Source organism: Kribbella sp. NBC_01505 (assembly GCF_045040285.1).
GTDB lineage: Bacteria > Actinomycetota > Actinomycetes > Propionibacteriales > Kribbellaceae > Kribbella.
Window position 1 is genome coordinate 4,446,841 of record NZ_CP109425.1, and the last position, 23,945, is coordinate 4,470,785.

Sequence of the window (23,945 nt, forward strand, 5' to 3'; positions counted from 1 at the left end):
AAGATCCGGAGACCGCGTGTGCGGTTCTTTCGGACGTTAGCGGGGGGTGACGGTGAGTCGGGTGCCGTGTTTGGGGACGAGGGTGACGTTATTGGCGATGGCCGGTTCTGGGGTGGGGTCGGGGGCCTGGAGGTTGTAGGCGGCTAGGGTGGCGCGGAGGATCTCGGTGCCTTCCATGAGGGAGAAGCCGGCGCCTATGCAGCGACGGGCGCCGCCGCCGAACGGCATCCAGGTGCCGGGGGCGGGCGGGTCCTCGGAGAGGAAGCGTCGCGGGCGGAACTCGCCAGGGGCGGGGAAGTGTTCGGCGTCGCGATGGACGAGGCCGATGGCGGCCAGGATGGTCGTGCCGCGGGGGAGCCGGTATCCGGCGATGTCCGTGGTCTCGGTGAGGCGGCGGCCCACCTGATAGACGACCGGGTGCAGGCGCATGGACTCCTTGACGATGGCTTCCAGTTCGCCGTCGGCGCTGTGGTCGGCCGCGTTCTGCCCGAAGGCCAGGTCCTCCGGACGGCGGGCCAGCTCGTGGAAGGCCCAGGCGAGGGCAGTGGCCGTGGTTTCGTGACCGGCCAGCAGCAGGGTGACCAGCTGGTCGCGCAGTTCGGCATCGGTCCACTCGCCGGCCGCGAGCAACCGCGTCAGTACGTCGTTGCGCCCGGCAAGGTTTCCGCGGCGGCGCGCGATCTCGTCGTACAGGATGTCGTCGACCTGCTTCTGGGCGCGCAGGAAGCTCCGCCACGGTGGGACGCGGAGCAGTGCCGGATAGAAGCCGCCGAGCATGATGATCGGGTTGACCGAGACGATCTTGTCCATCAACGGCCGCAGCGTGTTCAGCCGGTCGACGTCGGTCACGCCGAAGATGACCTGCAGGATGATCTCCAGCGTCAGGTTGCGCATCCGCTGATGCATCTGGAACGGCTTGCCGATCGGCCAGCTGGCGACCTCGGCGACCGCGAGCTCGTGCACCATCTCGGCGTACCCACGGAGTGCCTGACCGGAGAACGCAGGCATCAACTGCTTCCGCATCCGGACGTGGTCCTCGTCGTCGAGCAGCAGCAGTGAGCTCGATCCCATCACCGGCTCGAGGGCGGTGTTCCCCTCGCCGGCGTGCATCACCGCGGGCGAGCCGCCGAAGACCTCGCGGATGTGGTCCGGCCGGCTCAGTACGACGCAGACTCGGCTCGACGGGACCAGTCGGATCGTGAACACGTCGCCGTACTTCTCGCGCCACCGTGGGAAGAACGTCTTGCGCTGGTTCGCGAACAGCACGCTCTGCACCAGCGTCGGCAGGTGCGGGCCCGGCGGCAGCGTGCGGGCGGTCTGCCGATCGAGGGTGCGGGAACCGAGCAGTGGTGTCGGAGCCATGCATTCACGCTACGTCAGCCTGGTGAACGGTGAGCATCGAATGCGACAAGCGCAGCGACGATCCTGGGCAACTGATCGTCGCTGCCCGGGTCGAGCCCGGTCAGTCTCGCGACTTGCTTGAGTCGGTAGTCCACGGTGTTGGCGTGGACGTGCAGGTCGGCCGCGGTCTGCCGGCGGCCGCGGGCGTTGCCGAGGTAGCAGCGCAGGGTGGAGAGCAGGTCTACCCGGTCTTCGAGCGGTGCGAGGAGCTGCGCCAGGCGGTCGCGGGCTGGGCTCGGGCGGCTCAGCTGGAACTCCAGTACGAGGTCGTCCAGCTCGTACACGCCGGGCTCTCGACGGTGGATGCGGATGACGTCGAGCAGGTCCCGCACGAGGGCGGCCGCAGCCGGTACGTCGGAGGGCGGGCTGGTGGTGATTGCCAGGGTGATGTCGACGCCGGCAACTCGGCTGAGTTTGGCGCGGAGGTTGTCGACATCGCTTGTCTGGTGCGGGAGTAAGGCGATCCCACCGTCGACCGAGAGGCTCGCCATACTGCCGGTGAGCCGATCGAGCTCGACCCGGATCCGCCGAAGCTTGCGTCGGGCAACGATCTGCGGATCGACGCCTGGCTGGAGCTCATCAGGGTGGGTGCCGAACGCCATCCCGGCGACGAGGTACTCCGCCGGAATTCGGATGCCGGCCCGCAGTGCGGTCTCGTCCACCGCTCGACCGTCGAGCAGCGCGGCCAGCACCGCCTGCCGGGTCGCCTGGACCTCACCGGCGATCGACTGCCGTTCCTCGAAGTAGCTCGCCGAGACGATCGCGGTGACCTGCTGCAGGAAGTCGAGGATGAGCCGGTTGAGCACGATCGCGTCGGGCAGCTCCTCGGGCCGGAACCCGGCGGCGACGTCGTCGGCGCAGACCTTCCCGCCCAGGTGGTAGGCGGCCAGCAGCGCCTCGAGCGGGACGCCCTCCTCGGCCCGGCGCCGGGCCGACTCCTTCAAGGGCGCGAGAATCTCGCCGGTCGGTACGACGCCGGTCCGGAAGGTCTCGATGAAAGCGCGCAGGCTCTGGTCGGTGATCCGGCGGATATCGCCCTGGAGCTCCTCGGCCGGCAACTGCGCGTAGAGCGGGATCTCGGCGACCAGTCGCGCCAGTACGTCGTCGACCAGTCTGGGCAGCCGGGATCGGACGAGCTCATGCACCGGCACACCGCCGGAACGCAGCTCCTTGTGATCCATCACAACGATCACCCCTCGAACTCTGGGCGTGGCCCCAGCGACCGGCGGGCGGTTTGGGGTCGAACATTACTACCCAGAAGTAGAGTGTTCGACCGACCGCAAAGGGTGATGGGTATGAAACGACGGGTACTGCTGGCCGTGGGCGTGATGCTGGCCGGTCTGGTCAGTCCCGCGGTCGCCCGCGCGGCCGAACCGCTCGAGTACGTCGCCCTCGGCGACTCGTCCGCCGCCGGCCCGCTGATCCTGCCGCAGATCGACCTGCCCTGCCTGCGCTCCTCGGCGAACTATCCGCACGTAGCGGCGGCCAAGCTCGGCGCCCGGCTGACGGACGTGACGTGTTCGGGTGCCGCGATCCCGGACTTCAGCGGGAAACAGTTCGGGTTCGTGCCCCCGCAGTACAAGGCTCTGAAGTCGACGACCGACCTGGTGACGGTCGCCATCGGAGCCAACGACTCCGGGCTCTTCCAGGCCGCGCTCAGCTGCATCAACCTGCTGCCCGCGCCCGCCGGTGTCTCCTGCAAGGAGCGCTACACGGCCGGGGGCAAAGACCAGCTGGCCGCCAGCATCGATGCCACCGCCCCGGCCCTCGGCAAAGCCCTCGACCGGATCCACGAGCTGGCCCCCAACGCCCGCATCCTCGTCACCGGCTACGGCACCTACATCCGCCCCGGCGGCTGCTTCCCCCAGGTCCCCGTCTGGCCGGCCGACGGTTCCTATCTCCAAGGCGTCATCGACCACCTCAACCGCATGATCGCCACCCAGTCCGCCGCCCACAACGCCACCTACGTTGACCTCCGCACCCCCAGCATCGGCCACGACACCTGTGCCCCCGCCTCCCAACGCTGGCTAGAAGGCCTGATCCCCGCATCCGACGCAGCCCCCCTCCACCCCAGCCGCCGAGGCATGGCCGCCTTTGCCAACCTGGTAGCCGCCGCGGCCAACTAACCCCCGCCCGGAGCACGCCCGCTCGCCTTTGCGGAGGTCTACTGCCACCCAGTGCCTGGTGGCCTATCGCGACAGGTGGTCGGTCGCGGTGGCTGAGGGCTTTGTCTGGCCAGGAACCCCGCCGTCCCGAATGCGCTCGTCCCATCCCGCCGCGCGGATTCGGCCGAGGACGTACGCGGTGGCTAGTCGCCGCTGCGGCCGGTTTGACTGAGACGGGTGGCTGGGCGCGTCTGTGGCTGGGCCGGATGGCGAGGCCGGTGACCGAGGTTCCCCGTCGCCTGTGGCTGACGGGTTGTGGTTTCCGCCGACGATCAGGAGGCCTGTCAGGTGACCCGCCGCGGCGGTTGACCACTGCGGTTCGGGTCGCCTGCCTCGCCAGCCTCGCCTGCCTGGCTGCGGAAATTTGGCTGGATATCTGTTCAAGTTGACCCTTCTCTGCTCAAAATATGAGGGGAGGACCAGCAACTTGCGGGGAGATCCCCTCGTTTTCCGCGACCGCGACCGCGACCGCGACCGCGACCGCGACCGCGACCGCAACCGAAGCCCGGAAGCTCAAGCAGCCGAAACCGTGGTCACCGGCCTCGCCATCCCCCTCAGCCACAGACCACGCCCGCCTAGCGCTTCAGTGAATCGGCCGCCGCGGCGACCCAGCCACCGTGTACGTGTCCGGCCTGTCCGGTACGGCGCGAATCGGGGGTACACGAACCGCTTTGCGGGGATCTGCTGTCGCTCAGCGGCAGTAGGTCCCCGCGAAGATGCGATGAGCGGGCAGGCCGGCGGGTCCACGGAGGCCTACTGCCTCGCACCGGTAGTACGACTCCGTGAATCGCCTGGGTTGGCCGGTGTCGGTGGACTGGCTGTGGGTGGGTTGGGGCAGGGGCGTCGCCCTTTCGGCACTGATGTTCGGGTGGGTGGAACAAAGGGGCTGCTGGCAACGTTGGCCGGGGCATGACGGATCTTCGTAGTTTGGGCGTTTCGGGGTTCTGCCTTGGTGGCAATGTGTTCGGGTGGACGGCGGACGCGGTGCAGTCGCGCGACGTGCTGGATGCCTACGTTGCCGGGGGCGGGAACTTCATCGACACCTCCGACTCCTACATGAACTACTTTCCTGAGCAGGGGAACGTGCCTGGGCAGTCCGAGACGATCATCGGCGACTGGCTCGCTGCCCGGGGCAACCGCGACCAGGTTGTGGTTGCGACCAAGGTCGGCGATCACCCGGAGTACATGGGGATCGAGCCGGCCACGATCAAGGCAGCGGTCGACGAATCGCTGCGCCGGCTGCGGACCGACTACATCGATCTCTACTACCTGCATTACGACCGGGACGAGTCGATCCCCGTCGGCGACGTCATCGGCGCGCTCGACGAGCTGGTGCAGGCCGGCAAGGTCCGTGCCATTGGCGCCTCGAACATCACGCCCGAGCGGCTCGCGGCCTTCCTCGAGTTCTCCGATCGCGAAGGCATGGCTCGGTTCAGTGCGTTGCAACCGCAGTACAACCTCGTCTCCCGCGAGACCTACGAGGGCGGGCTCCGTGATGTCGTCCAGCGCGAGGGCCTGGCCTGCGTGCCGTACTTCGCGCTGGCCTCCGGCTTTCTCACCGGCAAGTACCGCGCGGGCGAGGCCTCCGGGAACGTCCGCGACGTGCCTGGAATGGCGGGCGGCTATGCGGGCACCGAACGCGGGACCCGAGTGCTTGAAGCGTTGGAAGCCGTCGCTACGGAGCGCGGCGTGCAGCTGGCCACGGTGGCAATCGCCTGGGTGGCGCAGCAGCCGACCGTTGTCGCCCCGATTGCTTCAGCACGTACGGTCGAGCAGCTCTCGGCGCTCTTCGCGATGAATGACGTTCAGCTCACTGCGAGCGAGCTTGACGTCCTGGACGTCGCATCGCGCTGAGGATGAGCACGGCCAGCGCGGTGGCCCAGATGTTCGCCGGCCACAGCGACAGTCGCTCGAAGAAGCCGTGACCTGTGCCGCTGGGGTGGATGCTGAAGGCAACTGCCCCGGCCAGCGATGCGAGGCCGACGGCGATGGTCGACCAGCCGAAGGCCGGTCGCGTGCGGCGGAGGGCGAGGCCTAGCAGGAGCAACGCGAGGGGCTGGACGAGGAAGCCCGGGCCGGACACCAGGCTGTGCAGGGCGAGGTTCTTGTCCATCGGCACCAGTCCCGTGCCGATGGAGGTCAGGCCGCCGATCACATACAGCACCACTGCAATCGTGGTCATCCGTCCGGACGGCAACTGCGGGCGAAGCAATATCGCGCCGGCAGCCAACAGCACCCCGGACACCACGAACGAGACGTTCATAAATGCATGCCACGGTGAGCAGACCGAATACGGACCCAAGGGCGGCTCGCCGAAGGTCGTGCAGGTGACAGCGCCGAGCTCGCTGATCGTGTTACCCGTGAACGAATACGGCACCGTCACCCGTCCAGCGGTGACGATCTCGGTCACGAAGTACAGCGGCTGAACCAGCCAGAACAACACACCCCAGAACACCGGCTTCCCCATGTCCTCAGTATCGCCCGTACCTCACCATGCCCGAGCGCCTTCGGGCACCATCCTTGCCCAGGAACACCTCGCGCCCGGCACCAAGAAGCTGGCACCGGGCGCGAGGTGAAGGGGCACCGGGGTGGGGGGAGGGCGGTGCCCCTTCGGGGGTCAGGAACGCTTGAAGCGGAGGGTGAGGATCTGGAAGGGGCGGAGGTCGAGAGCGACTCCGGTCTCCAGGGCTCGGTCCGCGAGGTGGCGCTCGAGGAGGTCGACCTCGGTCACCGCGGTGGTGGCGAAGGTGGGGGTGATGGTGGCGCGGGAGCGGCCGCCGGTGGATTCGTAGAGACGGACGATGACATCGCCGGACTCGTCGTCGGCGAGCTTGAGGGCCTCGACCACGATGTTCGGGTTGTCGATGGTGACGAGGGGGTCCACGCCGTCGGCGCCGGTGACGACGCGTTCGGGGAGGTTGATGCGGTAGCCCTCGGAGATCGCCTCAGGGATGCCGGCACCGACGACCAGCGCGTGGTTGACGATGTGCACCCCCTGGTCGGTCTGCGGGTCGGGGTAGCGCGGCGCGCGGATCAGCGAGGTGCGGATCGTGGTGGTGGTGCCACCGTCGGGGCGGGCCGTGCGGTTGATGTCGTGGCCGTACGTCGAGTCGTTGACCACGGCGACGCCGTAGCCGGGCTCGCCGACGTGGACCCAGCGGTGAGCGGCGATCTCGAACTTCGCCGCGTCCCACGAGGTGTTCTGGTGGGTCGGCCGGAAGATGTGCCCGAACTGGGTCTCCGACGCCGAGCGGTCGGCGTGCACGTCGACCGGGTACGACGCCTTGAGGAACTTCTCGGACTCGTGCCAGTCCATCTCGGTCTCGATGTCGACGCGCTTCGCGCCCGGGCGCAGCCGCAGCGTCTGGGTGACGGTGGACCGGTTGAACGAACGCTTCACAACGACCGTCGCGACGCCGTCGACCGAGCTGAAGTCGACCGAGTCGACCTCGGTGACGTCGCGGACGTTGTTCTTGTAGAACGAGTCGACGTCCCACGCGTCCCACTGGTTCGGGGTGTCCACGTGCAGCTGGAGAAGGTTGCCCACGGCACCTGGTGCGATGACCTCGCGGGCAGCCTCGACGTCGTACAGGGAGGTGATCAGGCCACGCTCGTCGATGGTGACCCGGATGACGCCGTTGTCCAGTACGCCGTTCTCGACCGTCACCGACTTGCCTTCGCCGACCGCGACGCCGGCGCCGAGGCCGGCGATCCCGTTGCGGCCGTGCGGTGCGCCGTTGAAGACGATCTGCGCGTCACCGCTGCCGGCCAGCGCCTGCTGGGCCTTGCCGATGATCGCCTCGAGCTCCGCGCCGAGCTTGGCGTAGGTCGCCTCGGCCTCGCGGTGCACCCACGAGATCGACGAACCCGGCAGGATGTCGTGGAACTGGTTCAGCAGCACGGCCTTCCAGATCCGGTCCAGCTCGGCGTACGGGTAGCTGTCCAGCTTGCCGGCGACCACGGCCGCGGCGGACCACAGCTCGGCCTCGCGGAGCAGGTGCTCGCTGTGCCGGTTGCCCTGCTTGGTCTTGGCCTGTGACGTGTACGTCGCCCGGTGGATCTCCAGGTAGAGCTCGCCGGACCACACCGGCGCGTGCTCGGCGTACTCCTCCTCGGCGGCGCTGAAGAAGTCGGTCGGGGACTCGATGGTGACCCGCGGCGAGGACTCCAGGTTGGCGACCCGGCGGGCGGTCGCGATGAACTCACGGGTGGGGCCGCCACCGCCGTCGCCGTAGCCGAACGGGGCCAGCGATCGGGTCGCGGCGCCGTTCTCCTGGAAGTTCCGCTGGGCGCGGGCGAGCTCACGACCGGACAGGTCGGAGTTGTAGGTGTCGATCGGCGGGAAGTGCGTGAAGACGCGGCTCCCGTCCAGGCCCTCCCACCAGAAGGTGTGGTGCGGGAACTTGTTCTCCTTGTTCCAGGAGATCTTCTGGGTCAGGAACCACTTCGAGCCGGACAGCTTCACCAGCTGCGGCAGGGCGGCGGTGTACCCGAAGGAGTCCGGCAGCCAGACCTCCTGGGTGTCGATGCCGTACTCGTCCAGGAAGAACCGCTTGCCGTGCACGAACTGCCGGGCCAGCGCCTCGCCGCCGGGCAGGTTGGTGTCGGACTCGACCCACATGCCACCCACCGGAACGATGGTGCCCTCGGCAACGGCCTTCTTGAGCCGCTCCCAGACCTCGGGGTAGTTCTCCTTCACCCAGGCGTGCTGCTGGGCCTGCGAGAACGCGAAGATCAGCTCCGGGTACTCCTCGGCCAGCGTCGCGACGTTGGAGACCGTGCGGGCCACCTTGCGGCGGGTCTCCCGCAGCGGCCACAGCCACGCCGAGTCGATGTGGGCGTGACCGACCGCGGAGACCTGGTGTGCGCTGGCGTGCGCGGGACGGCTCAGTACGTCGGTCAGTTGCGCGCGGGCGTCGGTCGCGGTCTTGGCGACGTCCTCGTAGTCCAGCGCGTCCAGCGAGCGGCTCAGCGCGCGCAGGATCTCGCGGCGGCGCGGCTCCTGGAGCGACAGCTCCTGCTGCAGGCTGTTCAGCGCCTCGAGGTCGAGGATCAGATCCCACACCTCGGCGTTGAACACGGCCAGGTCGGCGCGGGTGAGCTGGTAGATCGGCTTGCCGCCAGGCTCGGGCTTGTCGCCGATCGAGGTCGGCGAGAAGCCACCGGCGTCACCGAGGACCTCCGGGTTCGCCGCGGCCTCGACGTAGAACTCGATCGAGTCGCCGGCCGCGGCCGCCGTACCGTCGGGGCCCAGGATCGACAGCGGCGCGTAGGTCTGGCGCGGGTGCAGGCCCTTCAGCGGAACGCCCTTGGTGGTGTGCACCAGGCCCTCCGCGGAGAACCCCGGTCCACCGCTGAAGCCGAGGTCAATGACGGCCTCGATCTCGGAACCGGCCCACTCGGCCGGAACCTGGCCGCTGAAGTGGAACCACGCGGTGCCCCAGGGAGCGCCCCAGGGGAGGCCGATCTCGGCCGGCTCGTAGGTGGCGGCGAGGGCCTCGGCGGGTGCGACCGGCTCACCAGGCGCGTGCCACACCTTGATGTCCAGCGGGACCGCCGCGCCGTAGACCGCGGGGCGGATCCGCTCCCGCAGAGCGCGCTGCAGCCGCTCCTCGATGAGTTGACGGTCGTCGTGCACGAAATCATCCTCCGGGGCCTGGTCACTGGGGTTCAGTCACGCAACCCACGCGGGCGCGTCCTGACAACGCTGTCACACCGACCGGGGGCCCGTCCAGACACAGTTTGTGAGAACTTGCGTCCAGACGCTCCGGGTAGCGGTTCGGTAGCGGCGGGCACGCGCAGCTACCGATCGGGACCGGTTGCCACATAGGTTGTCCCGTATGGATCGCTCCCGCCTGATTCTTCCGGATTCGATGAGCCGGCGCAGTGTGCTCGGCCTCGGCGCGGCCGCCGCGGCGGCGTTCGCGCTGCCCGGGTGCTCGCGGGGCCGCTCCGACGAGCCGGCGCCGTCGGCCCCGGCCAAGCTCGCGACCGGGAACGTCGGCGGCGTCTACAACCGCTTCGGCGCCGGACTGGCACTGCTGGTCGGCGAGGTCACCGGGATGACGCTGACCCCGGTCGAGACCGCGGGGTCGATCGACAACCTCCGCCGGGTCGCGCGTGGTGAGGCCGACGTCGGCTTCACCACCTCCGACTCCGCGTACGCCGCGTACGAGGGGCTCGACGGGTTCAAGTCCGGGGCGCTGAAGTTCCGGGCGCTCGGCCGGACCTACGACAACTACGTGCACGTCGTGGTGCCGATGGCGTCGAAGGTGAAGACGCTCGCCGACCTGGAGAAGAAGATCGTCAGCGTCGGCCCGGCGAACTCCGGGACCAAGTTCGTGGCCGACATGATCCTGGACACCGCGAAGGTCGCGAACGTGACGAGGAAGGCGCTCTCACTGGAGGACGCGGTGAAGGAGCTCCGGGCCAAGGCCGAGGAGCCCGATTCGAACCCGCGCGGCATCGACGCGATGATCTGGAGCGGCGGGCTGCCGACCGGCCCGATCAAGGAGCTGCAGAAGAGCATCGGCTTCCGGCTGGTCGACATCGCGGAGACCGCGGAGACCATCGCGCTCAAGCAGTTCGGCGGCTACATCGTCTCGTCGATCCCGCCGAAGACCTACGACCTGGCCAGTGCCGTCGCGACCCTGACCATCCCGAACTACCTGATCTCCCGCGTCGACCTGTCCGACTCCTGGGCCTGGTGGATCGTCAACACGCTCTTCCGCCGCCAGAAGGACCTGATCGGCAACATCAACGACCCCGAGCACTACCACCCGGAGGCGAGCGCCCTCGACCCGCGCTCGGCGATCGCGACGATGCCGGTGCCGCTGCACCCGGCCGCCGAACGCTGGTACCGCAACAACCACGTCTGAGTCCTCACAGGCAGTGACCCCGGTCACATTCGGGCGTTATCGGTATGGGACCATCGCCCGGTCTCTACCGTCCGCCCGCGGAGGATGCATGTCCCCGAAGTTTGTGCGCTGGATCCAGTGGCTGACCCTCGGGGTGCCGGCGATCGCCGCCCTCGCCGTCGGCCTGGCGGACCAGCTCGGTCTGGCCGACAAGGTCTCCGAGAAGAGTGTGGCGCGGCTGACGCTGCTGCTGGTCGGCAGCGCGATCCTGAACCTGTTCGTCGCGCTCCAGCCGTTGGACGCGCTGCGCGACATCCGGCGGCGGCTGGCCGGCCTCGACCTGGAAGGCGTGGCCGAGCAGCAGCGCCGCGAGCAGTACGCCGGGGTGACGAAGGTGCACCGGGTGTTTCCCGTCGAGGTGTTCGAGGGCTATCTCGCGACGGCTCAACAGGTGACGATCCTGAACACCTGGATCCCCAACCTGGGCCGGTTGGAACGCGATCTGCGGACGGCGATCACAGAGCGCCGTACCGAGGTGCGGATCCTGATGCTGCATCCGAAGTCGGAGTTGGTCGGGCTGCGGGACGCGGCGCTGCGTGCGTCCTCCGGCGATGCCGGTGCGGCGCATGTCCGGAGCGGGGTGGAGGACTGCCTGCAGAAGCTCTGCAACCTGCACAGCCGGCTGGACAGGGGCCACCGCAGCTACCTGAAGGTCCGGGTGTTCGACTCGCAGGCATCGATCTCGGTGTACCGCGCTGACCAGCACTACCTGGTCAGCGTGTTCCTGCACGGGCAGCTGGCGATCGACACACCACAGTTCGAGATCGAGGGGGCCGAGGACACGATCCTCGGCGTACAGGTCCAGGAAGAGCTCGACCAGCTGTGGAACATCGGGCACGACGTGGACCTGGCCAACTGGCGCGAGAGTATCGAGAAGTCGGATCCCACCGGGGAGGTGTCGCCGTGAGCGACCTGGACGCGTTCGAAGACGACCTGATCGAGCAGTTCCGCGGCCATCCGGTGCTGCGCGACATCGAAACGGTGCCCGAGGCAACGTTGCACGAGATCCTGCTGCAGCGGCGCTTCGTGTCGCTGGCGTTCACCCCTGCCTATGACCTGGCGATCGACCTGCTCACCGACGAGCAGGCGATCCGTACCGCCCGCGTGATCCTTCGCGAGGAGTACCCAGAAGGCACCACACCAGGCGGTACGCCGTCGCACCGGGAGGACATGGTCGCGGACATCCTCGCGGCTGGGGTCGACCGGTCAGCCGTGCTGCGGTCGCGCAAGTCGCCGGCCACCGCGGCCGCTGTCGAGGCCTCGCTGGAGCTCATCGCGGCGGCCGGTGAATCGAAGTACGCGGACGTCGAGCTCCTGACGGTGCTGCGGTTGTGGGGCGAGGTCCTGGTCGCCGTCGAGTACGGCGAACTGTGGCGCCGGATCGGGCCGATCCTCGGCCGCAGCTCGGTGTTCTACTACCCGCACCTCGTGCACGACGCCAAGTCCCAGCCGTTGGTCGCCGACTCGGCGCTCTCGCAGACCCACTCCGACCAGCTGGGCTCGCGCCTACTGCAGCTGCTCGACTCGGCGGAGGCGCAGCAGCGCTTCCGCGTGGTCGAGCAGGTCGTCGTCGACATCAAGACCGCGTTCTACGACCAGTTCGTCGGTCAGAGCTCGTAGTCGTCGATCAGCGGGACGCGGACCTCGATCACCAGACCGCCACCGATCGGCGGGCGGGCGACGACCCGGCCACCGACGCGGGCCGCCTCGGAGCGCACGATCGCCAGGCCCAGGCCGGTGCCCGGCATCTCGCGGTGGTGGGCGCTGCGCCAGAAGCGTTCGCCGACCTTCTTGAGATCGCGGGAACCGAGGCCGAGGCCGTGGTCGCGCACCGAGAGCACGACCTCGGTGCCGTCGCGGGTGACCGACACCTCGACCGGCGGAGCGCCGTACTTGGAGGCGTTGTCGAGCAGTACGTCGAGGATGTCGTCGACCTCGAGCTCGGGGCCGACCCCGCCCGGGACCATCTCGCCGATGATGAGTTCGAGGTCGTCGGCGGCGTACACGGCCTTCCAGCCGACGAGCCGCTCCTTGACCGCCTGGGCCAGGTCCAGCGGCTCCTCGCTGTTGCCCTCGGCATCGGCTCCGGGGCGGTCCGAACCGGCCAGCCGGGACAGCCGCTGGACGATCCGGCCGAGCCGGTCGATGTCGCTGAGCGCGAAGCGCGCGGTCGGGGACAGCCGGGACAGACCCTCGATGTGGATCCGGGCCGAGGTGAGCGGGGTGCGGAGCTGATGCGACGCGTCGGCGACGAACTCACGCTCGCGCTGCCGGGCCTGGTGCAGGCTGAGCGCCATCGAGTTGAAGCTGTCGCCGAGACGACGGAGCTCTGGTGCGCGTCCGTCGGTGGCGACTCTGGTGTCCAGCGCCCCGCGAGTGATCTGGTGGGTCGCGTTGTCCAGGTCCTTGACCGGGTTGATCACCCAGCGGCTGATCGGCCGGACGATGCCGGCGATGATCGCGCCGATGCTGATCAGCAGACCGATCAGCAGCAGGATCAGGCTGCGCCGGACCTCGAGCCGCGGGTCGTCGGTCGGCACCCGCAGCACCGCGGCACCGAGGATCCGGCCGTTGTTGGCGACCGGGCGGGCGACGATCATCTCGCCGCCTTCCCACGGCCACAGCGCCGGCGGCTCGGCCGGCAACCGGCCGGCCAGGGTGCTCCCGAGCGCGGCCGCGATGTCCGGCTCGGTCAGGTCGACCCCGGACTTCGAGGTGGCGACGACCTTGTTGTTGTCGTCGACGATGAACACCGGCGTGGTGTAGAGCTCGTCGTACCGGACCGCCATCTCGCGCAGGTTGGCGATGTCACCGGACTGCAGCGGAGCCTCCGCCATGGTGGCGAACCAGTCGGCGTCGTTGCTGCGGGACAGGAACAGGGTGCGGGAGGCGCCGGTGGCGATGAAGTTGGCCAGTGGGACGGTGGCGACGATGGCGAGCAGGACGACCATCGGAACGAGGGACTGCAGGAGGCGACGACGCAACGGTCAGTCCGAACCGAGGCGGTAACCGACACCGCGGATCGTCTGCACGAGCTCCGGACGGCCGAGCTTGGCCCGCAGGCTGGCCACGTGCACGTCCATGGTGCGTGAGGACGCCTCGAAGACCGACTGCCAGGCGTACAGGGCGACCTGTTCGCGGGGGACGACCCGGCCGTGGTGCGCGGCCAGCACAGCGAGCACGTCGAACTCCTTGCGGGTCAGGCTGATGGGCTTGTCAGCGACCTGGACGGTCCGGGCCTCGATGTCCACGGTCAGGTCACCGACAGTGACCCGGGGGCGGGGCTGCAGCAGGCCGGTACGACGTAGTACAGCATCGATCCGGGCCAGGAGCTCGGAGATCGCGAAGGGTTTCACCACATAGTCGTCGGCGCCGCTGCGCAGGCCGCGGACCCGGTCGGCCGCCTCACCGCGCGCGGTGACCGCGATCACCGGGACGTCGGAGACCGAACGGATCTGCCGGCACACGTTGATGCCGTCCCCGTCGGGCAGTCCGAGGTCCAGCAGGACCAGGTCGCCGGGGTCCGCCGCGAGGGCGTCCGCCGCCGTCCGGACATGGGTCACCATCAGGCCATAACGCCGCAATGCGGGTATCAGGGCATTGGCGATATCGAGATCGTCTTCGACCAAAAGAATCCTGACGGCGCCACTCATGCGGTGATCGTAGGCCAGGTGGCGCGTGGATGTGTCAGATCTTGGTAAAGACGTAATCACGCGACTCCACGCAGTGTTCGGCAACATTAGCCTTCCGCACACAGGAGGGAACCGGTAGATGACTGTCGGTATCGGAACGGGGGGTGGCGTGAGCACGCCCTCCGACGAGGAGTTGGCCGAGTACGAGCAGGAGCGCCCCGCTCGGCGGCTTCGCCCTGCCCTCGACCTGGTGATCTCGGTCTGGTGCGTGATCGTCAGTGTCGGAGTGCTCGCGCAGGTGTTCTTCCCATTACCACAGGGAACCCAATTTTACCTGGTGATCTTTCTCGCAGCCATTCTGCCGATCACGCTGCTGTGTTACCGGGGCTGGAAGGTCCCTGCGGTCCTCAATCCGTTCAGACCGCGGTCCCATGACGACCCCGGTCTGACGGACTGGTTGCTGGCGCTGATCGCGCTCGCGGTCTGCATCTACCCGCTGCTGGACTTCGACGGCTACCTGGAACGGCGTCAGGCTCCGACCGGTCTCGACGTACTGATGGGCGCTGTGCTGCTCGTCCTGCTGCTCGAGGCGTGCCGTCGTACGACGGGTTGGGTCCTGCCGGTGGTCAGCCTGCTGTTCATCGCCTACGCGTACTACGGCGGCTACCTGCCCTACACGTGGTCGCTGGCCCACCAGGGCTTCAACTTCGACGCGATCATCGGCCAGTTCACGATGGGGACCGCGGGCTTCTACGGAACGCCGCTGAGTGTTGCCGCCAGCTACATCGTGCTCTTCACGATCTACGGGGCGGTGCTCGACTACTCCGGCGCGGGCAAGTTCTTCATCGACCTGTCCTTCGCAGCCTTCCGCCGTAGCCGCACCGCACCCGGCCGGACTGTCACGCTGGCCGGCTTCCTGCTCGGCAGCGTCTCCGGCTCCGGTACGGCGACCGCCGTATCGCTCGGCACAGTGTCGTGGCCGATCCTGCGCCGGGCCGGCTATCCGCCCGAGCCGGCCGGGGGAATGCTCGCGGCCTCCGGTATCGGCGCGATCCTGTCGCCGCCGACCCTGGGCGCGGCGGCGTTCATCATCGCCGAGTTCCTCCAGGTCTCGTACCTGACCGTGCTCGGGTACGCCGTGATCCCGACGATCCTGTACTACCTGGGCATCCTGCTCGCGATCGAGATCGATGCCCGCCGGCACGGGACCACGTCGGCCGAGACGTCGACCCAGTCCGCTCGGAAGTTGCTGCTCCGGTTCGGCTACCACTTCCTCTCGCTGTTCGTGATCATCGGCTTCATGGCGGTCGACGTACCGCCGTTCAAGGCTGTCGTCTACGCGGTGATCATCCAGTTCGGCCTGTCGTTCCTGGACAAGGAGCACCGGCTGACCGGCCGGCCGCTGTTCAAAGCGCTTGCCCAAGGCACCCGTTCGGTGCTGCCGGTGGCGGCGACCTGTGCGACGGCCGGAGTGATCGTCGCGGTCACCACGCAGACCGGCCTCGGGCTGAACCTGGCCGAGATCATCGTCGGCGCGGCTCGTGGGTTCACCGACAACCACACGGTCATCCTGATTCTGACCGTCGTGCTGTCGGCGATCGCCGTACTGATCCTGGGGCTTGCGGTTCCGGTCACCGCGTCGTTCATCATCGCCGCGGTGATCATCGCGCCGGCGCTGGTGCAGCTCGGCGTGACGCAGGCCGAGGCCTACATGTTCATCTTCTACTACGCCGTCCTGTCCGAGGTGTCGCCGCCGACGGCGCTGGCCGCGGTCGCGACCTCCGCGATCACCGGCGGCAAGGTGATGCCGACGATGTGGCAGGCCTGGAAGTACACGCTGCCCGCGTTCCTGGTGCCGTTCGCGTTCGTGCTCACCGACAACGGCGCGCACCTGCTCGGTCAGGGATCGTTCGTCGGGATGGTCTGGACGCTCGCCGTCTCGATGCTCGCCGTCGCCGCACTCGCTGTCGTGACAGGCGGTTGGATCGTGGTCGCGACCACCTGGATCGAGCGCGCGTTGTGCGTCCCGGCCGCGCTGCTGCTGCTTTACCTCGCGCCCGTAACCATCAGCGTCGGAATCTGTTTGCTACTTGTTGCCGTCGTCATCAATGTGGTCCGGCGGCAACGCCTGGCCGCACCCACGGAAGGATCCGCCAGATCATGAGAATCCGTCGCCTCCCCGTTGTTGTGGTGGCGCTCGCCGCCACGCTCTCACTGGTCGCCTGTGGTGGTCAGCGCGAACCCACCGGATCCGGTACGGCGTCCGGCGGCCGGCTGACCATTGCCACCGGCAACACCACCGGTGTCTACTACCAGCTCGGTGGTGCGCTGGCCTCGGTGATCTCGCAGAAGATGTCCGGCTACCGGGCGACCGCGAGTGAGACCGGCGCCTCGGTGCAGAACGTCCAGGGTCTCGTCGGCGGCAACTACGACATCGCCTTCTCGCTGGGTGACACCGCGGCCGACGCGGTCAAGGGCGAGAACAGCTTCCAGGCCAAGCAGGACGTGGTCGCGCTGACCCGGCTCTACAACAACTACACGCAGGTCGCGGTCCGCACCTCGGCGAACATCAACTCGATCGCCGACCTGAAGGGCAAGCGCGTCTCCACCGGCTCGCCGAACTCGGGCACCGAGGTGATCGCCCGGCGGCTGCTCGAGGCGGCCGGCCTCGACCCGGCCAAGGACGTCACCGCCCAGCGGCTCGGCCTGCCGGAGTCGGTGGACGCGATGAAGTCGGGCTCGATCGACGCGCTGGTCTGGTCCGGCGGCCTGCCGACCGGTGGCATCACCGATCTGACCACCAGCCTCGGCAAGGGCGTCAAGCTGTTGCCGATCGCCGATCTGCTGCCGAAAATGACCGAGAAGTACGGCTCGGTGTACTCCGAGGCGCCGATCCCGGCCGCGACGTACAAGCAGCCGGCCGACGTCGCGACGATCGTCGTGCCGAACGTCCTGCTGGTCCGCAAGGACATGCCGGACGCACTGGCCGAGCAGCTCACCAAGACCATCTACGAGAACCTCGACGCCCTGATCGCGGTGAACGCCGCGGCCAAGGGCATCACCAAGGAGAACGCCGCCAAGACCGACCCGGTGCCGTTGCACCCGGGCGCCCAGAAGGCGCTCGACGGTTTGAAGTAATCCCCTGAACCGTCCTCTCCCGCACACCAGGCGCAGCGGGGGAGGACGTCAGGCCGGCTCCCACAACCAGGCGCAGTGAGAGCCGGTCGACCGGGCCCGGCCCTTCGGAGGCATCCGAGGGGATCCGGGCCCGGTCACTTTTTGGCCGGTCATTTTTCTGCCGGGGGCATCGCCGTTCCGTAGAGGTAGTGCGACAACGCCGAATTGCGCTTGGGATGCACGTGGTACTTCGTCGGTACGACGCGCCCCTCGGCGCTGTCCCAGGCGTTGTCCGCCACCCGCCACATCCGGTGTGCCAGCCGGCCGGCGCGGCCGGTGTGCGGCGAATTCGGATGCGCCCGGGTCGGCGCGACCTCCTCGGCCTCGACGAGCTGCTCGGTCAGCGCGTTGACCTCGGTGGCGTCGAGCCGCTCACCCAGCTGGCGGCTGTAGTCGGACTCGAGCCGCTCGTGCTCGGTGAGTAGCCGGTCGATCGTGCGCAGGACGTCGTGCGGATTCAGGTGCAGAACGCGGCTGTCGCCGTACTGGCGTCCTTTGAGGAAGCGCAGGGATCGTTCCAGGTCCTTGGCGTTGCCGACGTAGCGAGCAACCAGCTCGGCGCCGTCGGGCAGCTGCCGGATGCGAGGCAGCAGCACATCCTCGGCCGCGGCCAGGTGCTGCGCCGCGATCGCGTAGAACCAGTCGGTCTGATGCCTGCGGTCCGGGTGGGCGGCGGCCGGGTGGTGGGCAGGTTCGGCCAGCTCCCGGATCCGCTCGTGTTCGTAGCTCAGCGCCATTTCCAGCGTCGAAGCAGCCACAACAACCACCTCCAGGGTCTCTCTCAGCGTGTGCCCACCGACTGCACAACGCAACCACCCCGGGACTTTCCGTAAGGTAACGGTTGCCCGGGGTGGTGGGAGACGGCCTGGATCAGTGGTCGGAGCTCTTCTTCCACAGATTGATGCCGGCCTCGACGGCGTCCGCGTCGATCGCCTCGAGCTCTTCCTTGCTGAACTCGAGGTTGCGGACGGCCTCGAGGTTGCCTTCCAGCTGCTTGACGCTGGAGGCGCCGATCAGGGCGCTGGTGACGCGGTCGTCGCGCAGCGTCCACGCGAGGGCGAGCTGGGCGACGGTCTGGCCGCGATCCTTGGCGATCTCGTTCAGCGCGCGGACGTGCTTGAGGGTGTCCTCGGTCAGCGAGTCCGGGTTCAGCGACTTGCCCTGCGAGGCCCGCGATCCCTCCGGGATGCCGTCCAGGTAGCGGTCGGTCAGCACGCCCTGCGCCAGCGGCGAGAACGCGATCACGCCGACGCCGAGGTCACCGACGGCGTCGAGCAGGTCCTCCTCGATCCAACGGTTCAGCATCGAGTACGACGGCTGGTGGATCAGTAGCGGTGTCCCCAGCTCCTGCAGGATCCGCGCCGCCTCCCGCGTCTTCTCCGCGCTGTACGACGAGATACCGGCGTACAGGGCCTTGCCGGACCGGACCGCGGTGTCGAGGGCGCCCATCGTCTCCTCGAGCGGGGTGTCCGGGTCGAAGCGGTGCGAGTAGAAGATGTCGACGTAGTCGACGCCCATCCGCTGCAGCGACTGGTCGAGCGAGGCCAGCACATACTTCCGCGAGCCACCGCCCTGCCCGTACGGACCCGGCCACATGTCGTACCCGGCCTTGCTCGACAGGATCAGCTCGTCGCGGTACTTCGCGAAGTCCCGCGCGAAATGCGTCCCGAAGTTGGTCTCGGCCGCACCGTACGGCGGACCGTAGTTGTTCGCCAGGTCGAAGTGCGTCACGCCGAGGTCGAACGCCCGGCGCAGGATGTCGCGCTGGGTCTCGAACGGCTTGTCGTCACCGAAGTTGTGCCACAACCCCAGCGAGATCGCCGGCAGTTGCAGCCCGCTCCGCCCCGTCCGCCGATACACCATCCGGTCGTCGTACCGCTCCTGTGCAGCCACGTAGTCAGTCACGAACCTCAGTCTGCACCATGTCGTAACAAGCGCAAAACCCCTTGTTCTGCACAAGAAACGCCACCTCTGACACCCAGAACCCGGTCTTCTTGATGCCGCTCAGGTGAGCGTGCTCCACGGTGCGGGTGGGTTGGTGGTGAAGAACTGCAGGAGGGCGGCGAGGCGGCTGAGGGGTGGCGCGGTCCAATGTCGTTGGTTGCGCTCGGGTGGTGCGGTCAGTTTGCTGAGGGCCCAGGAGAGGTGGAAGTGGAGGATGCCGGCGGCCAGCTCGTCGGCGCTGAGAGGCGGCCCGGTAGCGGCGGCGAGGTAGTGCGGAAGGATCGCAGCGACCTCGGAGAGTCGGAGCTTCGCGAAGTCCTGAGCGCGTGGGGCCCAGGCCGCATCACCCCAGTCGATCAGTGCGTGCAGAGCGCCGGTGCCGGGATCGACGAGAAGGTTGTGCGGGGCAACATCGCCGTGGATCAGCACCTTGGGCGCCGACCGGTCGATGCGCGACTCCAGCCGCATGATCCACCCGCACAGCCAGTCGGCGGTCCCCTGGTCGAGGTGTCCCTTGATGGCCAGCGCCTGCACGGCGTGCTCCGGACTGCCCCAACCATCCGCCGGTACGCCGACGAGCAGCGGAGCGTCCGGTTTCGGCGGCGTACCGGTCTCGGGCGCACCGTTCTCGCGTCCGTCGGCCGTCCCCGGTGATGCCTGGACCGGTGGGGCCTGGAAGGTGGCGTGCAGGCGGGCGAGGTCGGTAGCGAGCTCCGCCGGAGCAGCGGCCGGCTCGACCCCGTGTACCCGCTCCATCACGACGTACGGCGCCGGGACGATCGTGCAGGTGTTGTCGTACTCGAGGACGGCGGGTGTGCGGACGCCCAGGGCCCGGGCGGCCGGGACGATGATGGTCTCCTTCTGCAGATCGCTCTCGAAACCCTCGCGGGCCACGCGGACGAACCAGCGTGAGCTGACCGCGAAGGCGCGGTTCGCGACACCGCCGGGAACCTCGTGCACCTCCTCGGCGGGGAGGTTGTGGTACCCGGCGAGCCTGATGATGGCCTCGGGCAGATCGTCGTCGTCGTACTCGGTCAAGGGTTCCTCCGATCGAGGCGATCCTGGTGGTGGATCGGGGTGTCGGGCAACAGGTTTGATGTACTGCGGGAGTGCGTATCGAACTGGATCCGGAGAGTGTCGAGCCGCGGGAGATCTACGCGACCCTGAACTCGGTGGTGGTGCCGCGGCCGATCGCGTGGGTGTCGAGCCGCTCGGCGGACGGCGTGCTGAACCTCGCGCCGCACTCGTTCTTCACGGTGTCGTGTGTGCGGCCGCCGATGGTGCAGTTCACCTCGGTCGGCCGGAAGGACAGCCTGAACAACGTCGAGGCGACCGGCGAGTTCGTGGTGAACTTCGCGGCGGAGCCGTTGTTCGAGCAGGTGAACGCATCGGGGACGAACTTCCCGCCGGAGGTGTCGGAGTTCGACGCGATCGGTGTCACCGCCGAGCCGTCCCGGACAGTCTCCGTGCCGCGGGTGGCCGAGTCGCCGGTCGCGATCGAGTGCACCCTGCACACCACCCTCGAACTCGGCGACTGCACGGTGGTGATCGGGCAGGTCCGTGCCATCGCCATCGACGACTCGGTGCTCGCGGAGGGCCGGCCTGAGGTCCGGCTGTTGCGCCCGCTCGCGCGGCTCGGCAAGGACGAGTGGTCCACGCTGGGCGAGATCCGCGAGATCACACGTATCTCCGCTCGCGACTGGCCTGGGCATTTCACTCCACCTCGTTCCTGACCTCCGGCGGCAGGGAGCTGATGAGGGTTGTCAGTTGTGGGGAGAGGGCGAGGGTGGTGGGGGAGGTCGTGGTGGTGGCGGGATGCCAGGTGGGATGGCCAGCCGGGGTGAAGGTGACCAGGTGGATGTCGGGGGACAGCGGGCCGGGCGCCTGGCTGTGAGCTCGGTCGGTGAGATGGAGGAGGAGCCCGAGGGCGGGTAGGACCGAGAGGTCCTGGACCACGTGCAGCAGGAGGAGGTCTCGGGACGGGACGGCCGCCAGGACCGCAGGTGGCAGCTCGGAGAGGTTGAGGGTTTCGTGCAGGACCGTGTCGAGGACCAGAGCACGGGACGCGGTGAAGCAATCGCCGGTGAGACGGGCCAGCTGAACACCGTCCTCCTCGAGGAGCTCGAGGTGGTCAGTGCGGCGGCGGAGGTTGGCGAGGCCAAGTGCTTCGGCGGCCGACCAGGTGAGGCCCAGGTCGGTCGGGTCGAGATACATGGTGACGGTGGTGTCGTGCAGCGTCGCGGGCACGGACAGCAGACCCGGGAGCACGTCGGGTCGGTCGTCGATCCAGTTGGGTGGGAGCGCGGAACGTGGCACCAGACGCTGGATGAGCTCGCGAGCAGGGTCGTTGGGTGGGTCAGGGGCCCCTTCGTCCAGCCGGCGGAGAAGCTCGATGAAGTGGGTGTCGACGAACTGGGGCCAGTCGTCGGGATCCTCCTGGGCGATGGCCCGGGCCAGGTTGGTGAGGCCGAGGATCGGGCCGGGGCTGGAATCCGCGGGGATCAGGGCGCCGGCGTCGTACTCCAGGGCGAAGCCGTGCCGGCGGCAGGTGGCGAGGGACAGGGCGACCAGGCGGTCGGCCTGGAGGACGATCAGCGGGCTCAGGTGGGGGTCGGTGCGAGTCTCGGTGGTTGTCATGGGCACCTCCTCGCCAGAGAAAGTACGAGGAATCGCCCTGCTTTCCGCCGGTCAATTCGAACCTGTGGACAACTCGGTCGGTACTCTGCGGCCCGGGACCGAACCCGGTCCGGAGGTCAAGGAGGGACCAGATGTCCAGCATCCCGGCGTCACGGCCGACTTCGGTGACCAGGTTGTCGCTGTCGCACATCACGGCGCAGCACGAGACGAACCTGCTCGGCACCGTGCACGGCGGCGTGATCATGACGCTGGTCGACTCGGTCGCGGGCGTGGTCGCGGCCCGGCACTCCGGTGGCGCGGCGGTGACCGCGTCGATGGACGAGATGGTCTTCCTGGTCCCGGTCCGGGTCGGCGATGTCGTGCACTTCAGCAGCCAGGTGAACTGGACCGGCCGGAGCTCGATGGAGGTCGGGGTACGGATCACCGCCGACCGGTGGGACGCGGTCGGCCCCGAGGTGCACGTGGCCTCGGCGTATCTGGTGTTCGTGGCGGTCGACGCGGACGGCAAGCCGCGCGAGGTGCCGCAGGTGGTGCCGGAGACCGACGAGGAGCTCCGCCGGATGCGGGAGGCGGAGATCCGCCGCAGCCACCGCCTCGCTCGCCGGGCCGCGATCATCGCGTCCCGTGAGGAAGATCGGACATGAGCTGGTTCACCGGCGCCCGGCGGCATCCGTCCGCCGTACTGCTCGTCGTGCAGTTGCTCGGCGTGGTGATCTACCCGCTGACGCAAGGCTCACAGGCAGGGCGCGTCGGCTTCGAGATCATCGGCATCGTCGTGCTGGTGCTCGCTGTCTTCTCGGTCCGAGCTACGCCGGGTCTCACCTGGATCAGCATCGGGCTGGGGATACCGGCGGTCACGCTCTCCTTCATTGATGTGTACAACTCGAGCGACGCTGTGGTGGCCATCTCCGCCGTGTTGCACGCGGCGTTCTACTTCTACGCTGCCTATAGCTTGCTGCGCTACATGCTGTCCGACCACGACGTCAGCACGGACGAGCTGTACGCGACCGGTGCCACGTTTACCTTGGTGGCCTGGGGGTTCGCGTACCTGTTCGTCTTTGTCCAGGTCCTCGTGCCTGGCAGCTTCATCGCAGCGGTTGCCCCTAGCAACGACCGTACTTGGATGGAGCTGCTCTTTCTGAGCTTCACCACTCTGTCCAGCACCGGGCTCAGTGATGTCGTCCCGATCTCCGACTGGGGTCGCTCCGTGGTCATGCTCGAGCAACTCGCCGGCCTCGGTTACGTCGCAATGGTCGTCTCCCGCCTGGTGGGCCTAACCCTTTCCCGCCGGACCACCTAACGCTCGACGCCAAGGTGGGCGTCGTCTGTCGCGGGCTTGTGGCTGATCCATCGCGATGGTTGATGGCTCGGTCTGGCCAGGCGCCCCGCCTCCCTGACGGTGCTCGTCCCGTCCGGTCGCTCAGATTCGGCCGGCGGGGTACGCGGTGGCTGGTCGCCGCTGCGGCCGGTTTGACTGAAGCGGTGTGGCTTGGGTCGTCTTTGGTTGGGCGGGATGGTGCGGTTGGTGACCGAGGTTGCCGCTGCTCAGGGCTGACGGGCTTCGGCTGAGCCCGCCGCCGACGAGGTCTATTTGCTGAGCCGCCGCGGTGGTTGCTGCCGGCGCGGCGAGGCCAGTTGCTGGGTCGCGGTGGTTGCTGCGGGCGCGGCGAGGCCAGTAGGTGAGCCGTCTCGGTGGTTGCTGCCGATCGCCACGAGGCTTGCCAGCTGATCCGTCGCCGTGGCGGGGTGCTGTGTGGCGTTTGGCCGGATATCCGTTGAGATTGGCCCTTCTCTGCTCAAAATTTGAGGCGAGAAGCAGCAACTTTGAAGGGAGATCCCCGCGTTTGCCGCAGCCGCAGCCGCAGCCGCAGCCGCAGCCGCAGCCGCAGCCGCAGCCGCAGCCGCGAAGCTCAAGGAGCGGGCACGCGGTCGCCGACCTCGCCATCCCCTCAGCCCGAGCCCGTCCAAGGCACCCGCTTCTCTGCCAATCGGCCGCAGCGGCGACCAGCTACCGCAGGAGCTGCAGGCCGCAGTGGTTGACCTCCCCAAGGGGAGATCCACGGATATCTACT

General features: G+C 68.3%; 20 protein-coding genes. 10 read left to right on the forward strand and 10 right to left on the reverse strand.

Annotation, left to right across the window (positions count from 1 at the left end):
- Positions 1-36: 36 nt before the first annotated feature.
- Entirely contained in the window at positions 37-1,362 is a 1,326-nt protein-coding gene (locus OG474_RS21040) for a cytochrome P450 (protein WP_405064051.1), read from the reverse strand.
- Positions 1,363-1,376: 14 nt separating this feature from the next.
- Positions 1,377-2,594 carry a PucR family transcriptional regulator gene (locus OG474_RS21045; RefSeq protein WP_405064052.1) on the reverse strand — a complete coding sequence of 406 codons (1,218 nt, stop codon included), beginning with the start codon at positions 2,592-2,594 and terminating at the stop codon, positions 1,377-1,379.
- Between the two features lie 102 nt (positions 2,595-2,696).
- Between OG474_RS21045 and OG474_RS21050 the strand changes: the two genes are divergently transcribed.
- Together OG474_RS21050 and OG474_RS21055 are read left to right on the forward strand one after the other, a co-directional pair.
- A complete protein-coding gene (locus OG474_RS21050) occupies positions 2,697-3,527 on the forward strand; it encodes an SGNH/GDSL hydrolase family protein (RefSeq protein WP_405064053.1) in 831 nt (276 codons plus the stop codon).
- Between the two features lie 948 nt (positions 3,528-4,475).
- Positions 4,476-5,420: an aldo/keto reductase gene (locus OG474_RS21055; RefSeq protein WP_405064054.1), complete on the forward strand. Its 945-nt coding sequence runs from the start codon at positions 4,476-4,478 to the stop codon at positions 5,418-5,420.
- Here OG474_RS21055 and OG474_RS21060 read toward each other — a convergent pair.
- Both OG474_RS21060 and OG474_RS21065 read right to left on the reverse strand, forming a co-directional pair.
- On the reverse strand, positions 5,377-6,033 hold the full coding sequence (locus tag OG474_RS21060; protein ID WP_405064055.1) for a DUF998 domain-containing protein: 657 nt from the start codon (positions 6,031-6,033) through the stop codon (positions 5,377-5,379). The genes OG474_RS21055 and OG474_RS21060 overlap by 44 nt on opposite strands.
- 150 nt (positions 6,034-6,183) lie before the next feature.
- Entirely contained in the window at positions 6,184-9,204 is a 3,021-nt protein-coding gene (locus tag OG474_RS21065) for an alpha-mannosidase (RefSeq protein WP_405064056.1), read from the reverse strand.
- Positions 9,205-9,406: 202 nt separating this feature from the next.
- On the opposite strand from OG474_RS21065, the gene OG474_RS21070 reads away from it, so the two are divergent.
- From OG474_RS21070 to OG474_RS21080, 3 genes are all read left to right on the forward strand, one after another.
- The gene (locus OG474_RS21070; protein ID WP_405064057.1) at positions 9,407-10,444 is read left to right on the forward strand and encodes a TAXI family TRAP transporter solute-binding subunit; all 1,038 of its coding nucleotides are present in this window, start codon (positions 9,407-9,409) and stop codon (positions 10,442-10,444) included.
- Positions 10,445-10,532: 88 nt separating this feature from the next.
- Positions 10,533-11,390: a hypothetical protein gene (locus OG474_RS21075; RefSeq protein WP_405064058.1), complete on the forward strand. Its 858-nt coding sequence runs from the start codon at positions 10,533-10,535 to the stop codon at positions 11,388-11,390.
- The gene (locus tag OG474_RS21080; protein ID WP_405064059.1) at positions 11,387-12,103 is read left to right on the forward strand and encodes a hypothetical protein; all 717 of its coding nucleotides are present in this window, start codon (positions 11,387-11,389) and stop codon (positions 12,101-12,103) included. The genes OG474_RS21075 and OG474_RS21080 overlap by 4 nt, the downstream gene beginning before the upstream one ends.
- Here the strand turns inward: OG474_RS21080 and OG474_RS21085 are convergent.
- Together OG474_RS21085 and OG474_RS21090 are read right to left on the reverse strand one after the other, a co-directional pair.
- Complete coding sequence (locus OG474_RS21085) at positions 12,091-13,467, reverse strand: sensor histidine kinase (RefSeq protein WP_405064060.1); 1,377 nt, start codon at positions 13,465-13,467, stop codon at positions 12,091-12,093. The two genes, OG474_RS21080 and OG474_RS21085, sit on opposite strands and share 13 nt — an antisense overlap.
- A gap of 3 nt (positions 13,468-13,470) precedes the next feature.
- A complete protein-coding gene (locus OG474_RS21090) occupies positions 13,471-14,136 on the reverse strand; it encodes a response regulator transcription factor (protein WP_132414253.1) in 666 nt (221 codons plus the stop codon).
- Between the two features lie 148 nt (positions 14,137-14,284).
- Here OG474_RS21090 and OG474_RS21095 point away from each other — a divergent pair, with 148 nt between their 5' ends.
- Both OG474_RS21095 and OG474_RS21100 read left to right on the forward strand, forming a co-directional pair.
- Positions 14,285-16,279: a TRAP transporter permease gene (locus OG474_RS21095; RefSeq protein ID WP_405064061.1), complete on the forward strand. Its 1,995-nt coding sequence runs from the start codon at positions 14,285-14,287 to the stop codon at positions 16,277-16,279.
- On the forward strand, positions 16,276-17,253 hold the full coding sequence (locus tag OG474_RS21100; RefSeq protein WP_405064062.1) for a TAXI family TRAP transporter solute-binding subunit: 978 nt from the start codon (positions 16,276-16,278) through the stop codon (positions 17,251-17,253). The genes OG474_RS21095 and OG474_RS21100 overlap by 4 nt, the downstream gene beginning before the upstream one ends.
- A gap of 149 nt (positions 17,254-17,402) precedes the next feature.
- Here the strand turns inward: OG474_RS21100 and OG474_RS21105 are convergent, their stop codons facing one another.
- The 3 genes from OG474_RS21105 to OG474_RS21115 form a co-directional block, all read right to left on the reverse strand.
- Positions 17,403-18,050, reverse strand: coding sequence for a hypothetical protein (locus OG474_RS21105; RefSeq protein WP_405064063.1), 648 nt, complete (start codon positions 18,048-18,050; stop codon positions 17,403-17,405).
- A gap of 112 nt (positions 18,051-18,162) precedes the next feature.
- Positions 18,163-19,197: an L-glyceraldehyde 3-phosphate reductase gene (gene mgrA / locus OG474_RS21110; RefSeq protein ID WP_405064064.1), complete on the reverse strand. Its 1,035-nt coding sequence runs from the start codon at positions 19,195-19,197 to the stop codon at positions 18,163-18,165.
- Positions 19,198-19,296: 99 nt separating this feature from the next.
- Positions 19,297-20,274: a phosphotransferase family protein gene (locus tag OG474_RS21115; RefSeq protein WP_405064065.1), complete on the reverse strand. Its 978-nt coding sequence runs from the start codon at positions 20,272-20,274 to the stop codon at positions 19,297-19,299.
- A 71-nt stretch (positions 20,275-20,345) separates the two neighbouring features.
- Between OG474_RS21115 and OG474_RS21120 the strand changes: the two genes are divergently transcribed.
- Positions 20,346-20,969: a flavin reductase family protein gene (locus OG474_RS21120; RefSeq protein WP_405064066.1), complete on the forward strand. Its 624-nt coding sequence runs from the start codon at positions 20,346-20,348 to the stop codon at positions 20,967-20,969.
- Here OG474_RS21120 and OG474_RS21125 read toward each other — a convergent pair.
- Entirely contained in the window at positions 20,950-21,873 is a 924-nt protein-coding gene (locus OG474_RS21125) for a hypothetical protein (protein ID WP_405064067.1), read from the reverse strand. The genes OG474_RS21120 and OG474_RS21125 overlap by 20 nt on opposite strands.
- A gap of 131 nt (positions 21,874-22,004) precedes the next feature.
- Between OG474_RS21125 and OG474_RS21130 the strand changes: the two genes are divergently transcribed.
- Positions 22,005-22,517: an acyl-CoA thioesterase gene (locus OG474_RS21130; protein ID WP_405064068.1), complete on the forward strand. Its 513-nt coding sequence runs from the start codon at positions 22,005-22,007 to the stop codon at positions 22,515-22,517.
- Positions 22,514-23,173, forward strand: coding sequence for a potassium channel family protein (locus OG474_RS21135; RefSeq protein ID WP_405064069.1), 660 nt, complete (start codon positions 22,514-22,516; stop codon positions 23,171-23,173). The genes OG474_RS21130 and OG474_RS21135 overlap by 4 nt, the downstream gene beginning before the upstream one ends.
- The last annotated feature ends 772 nt before the right edge of the window (positions 23,174-23,945 follow it).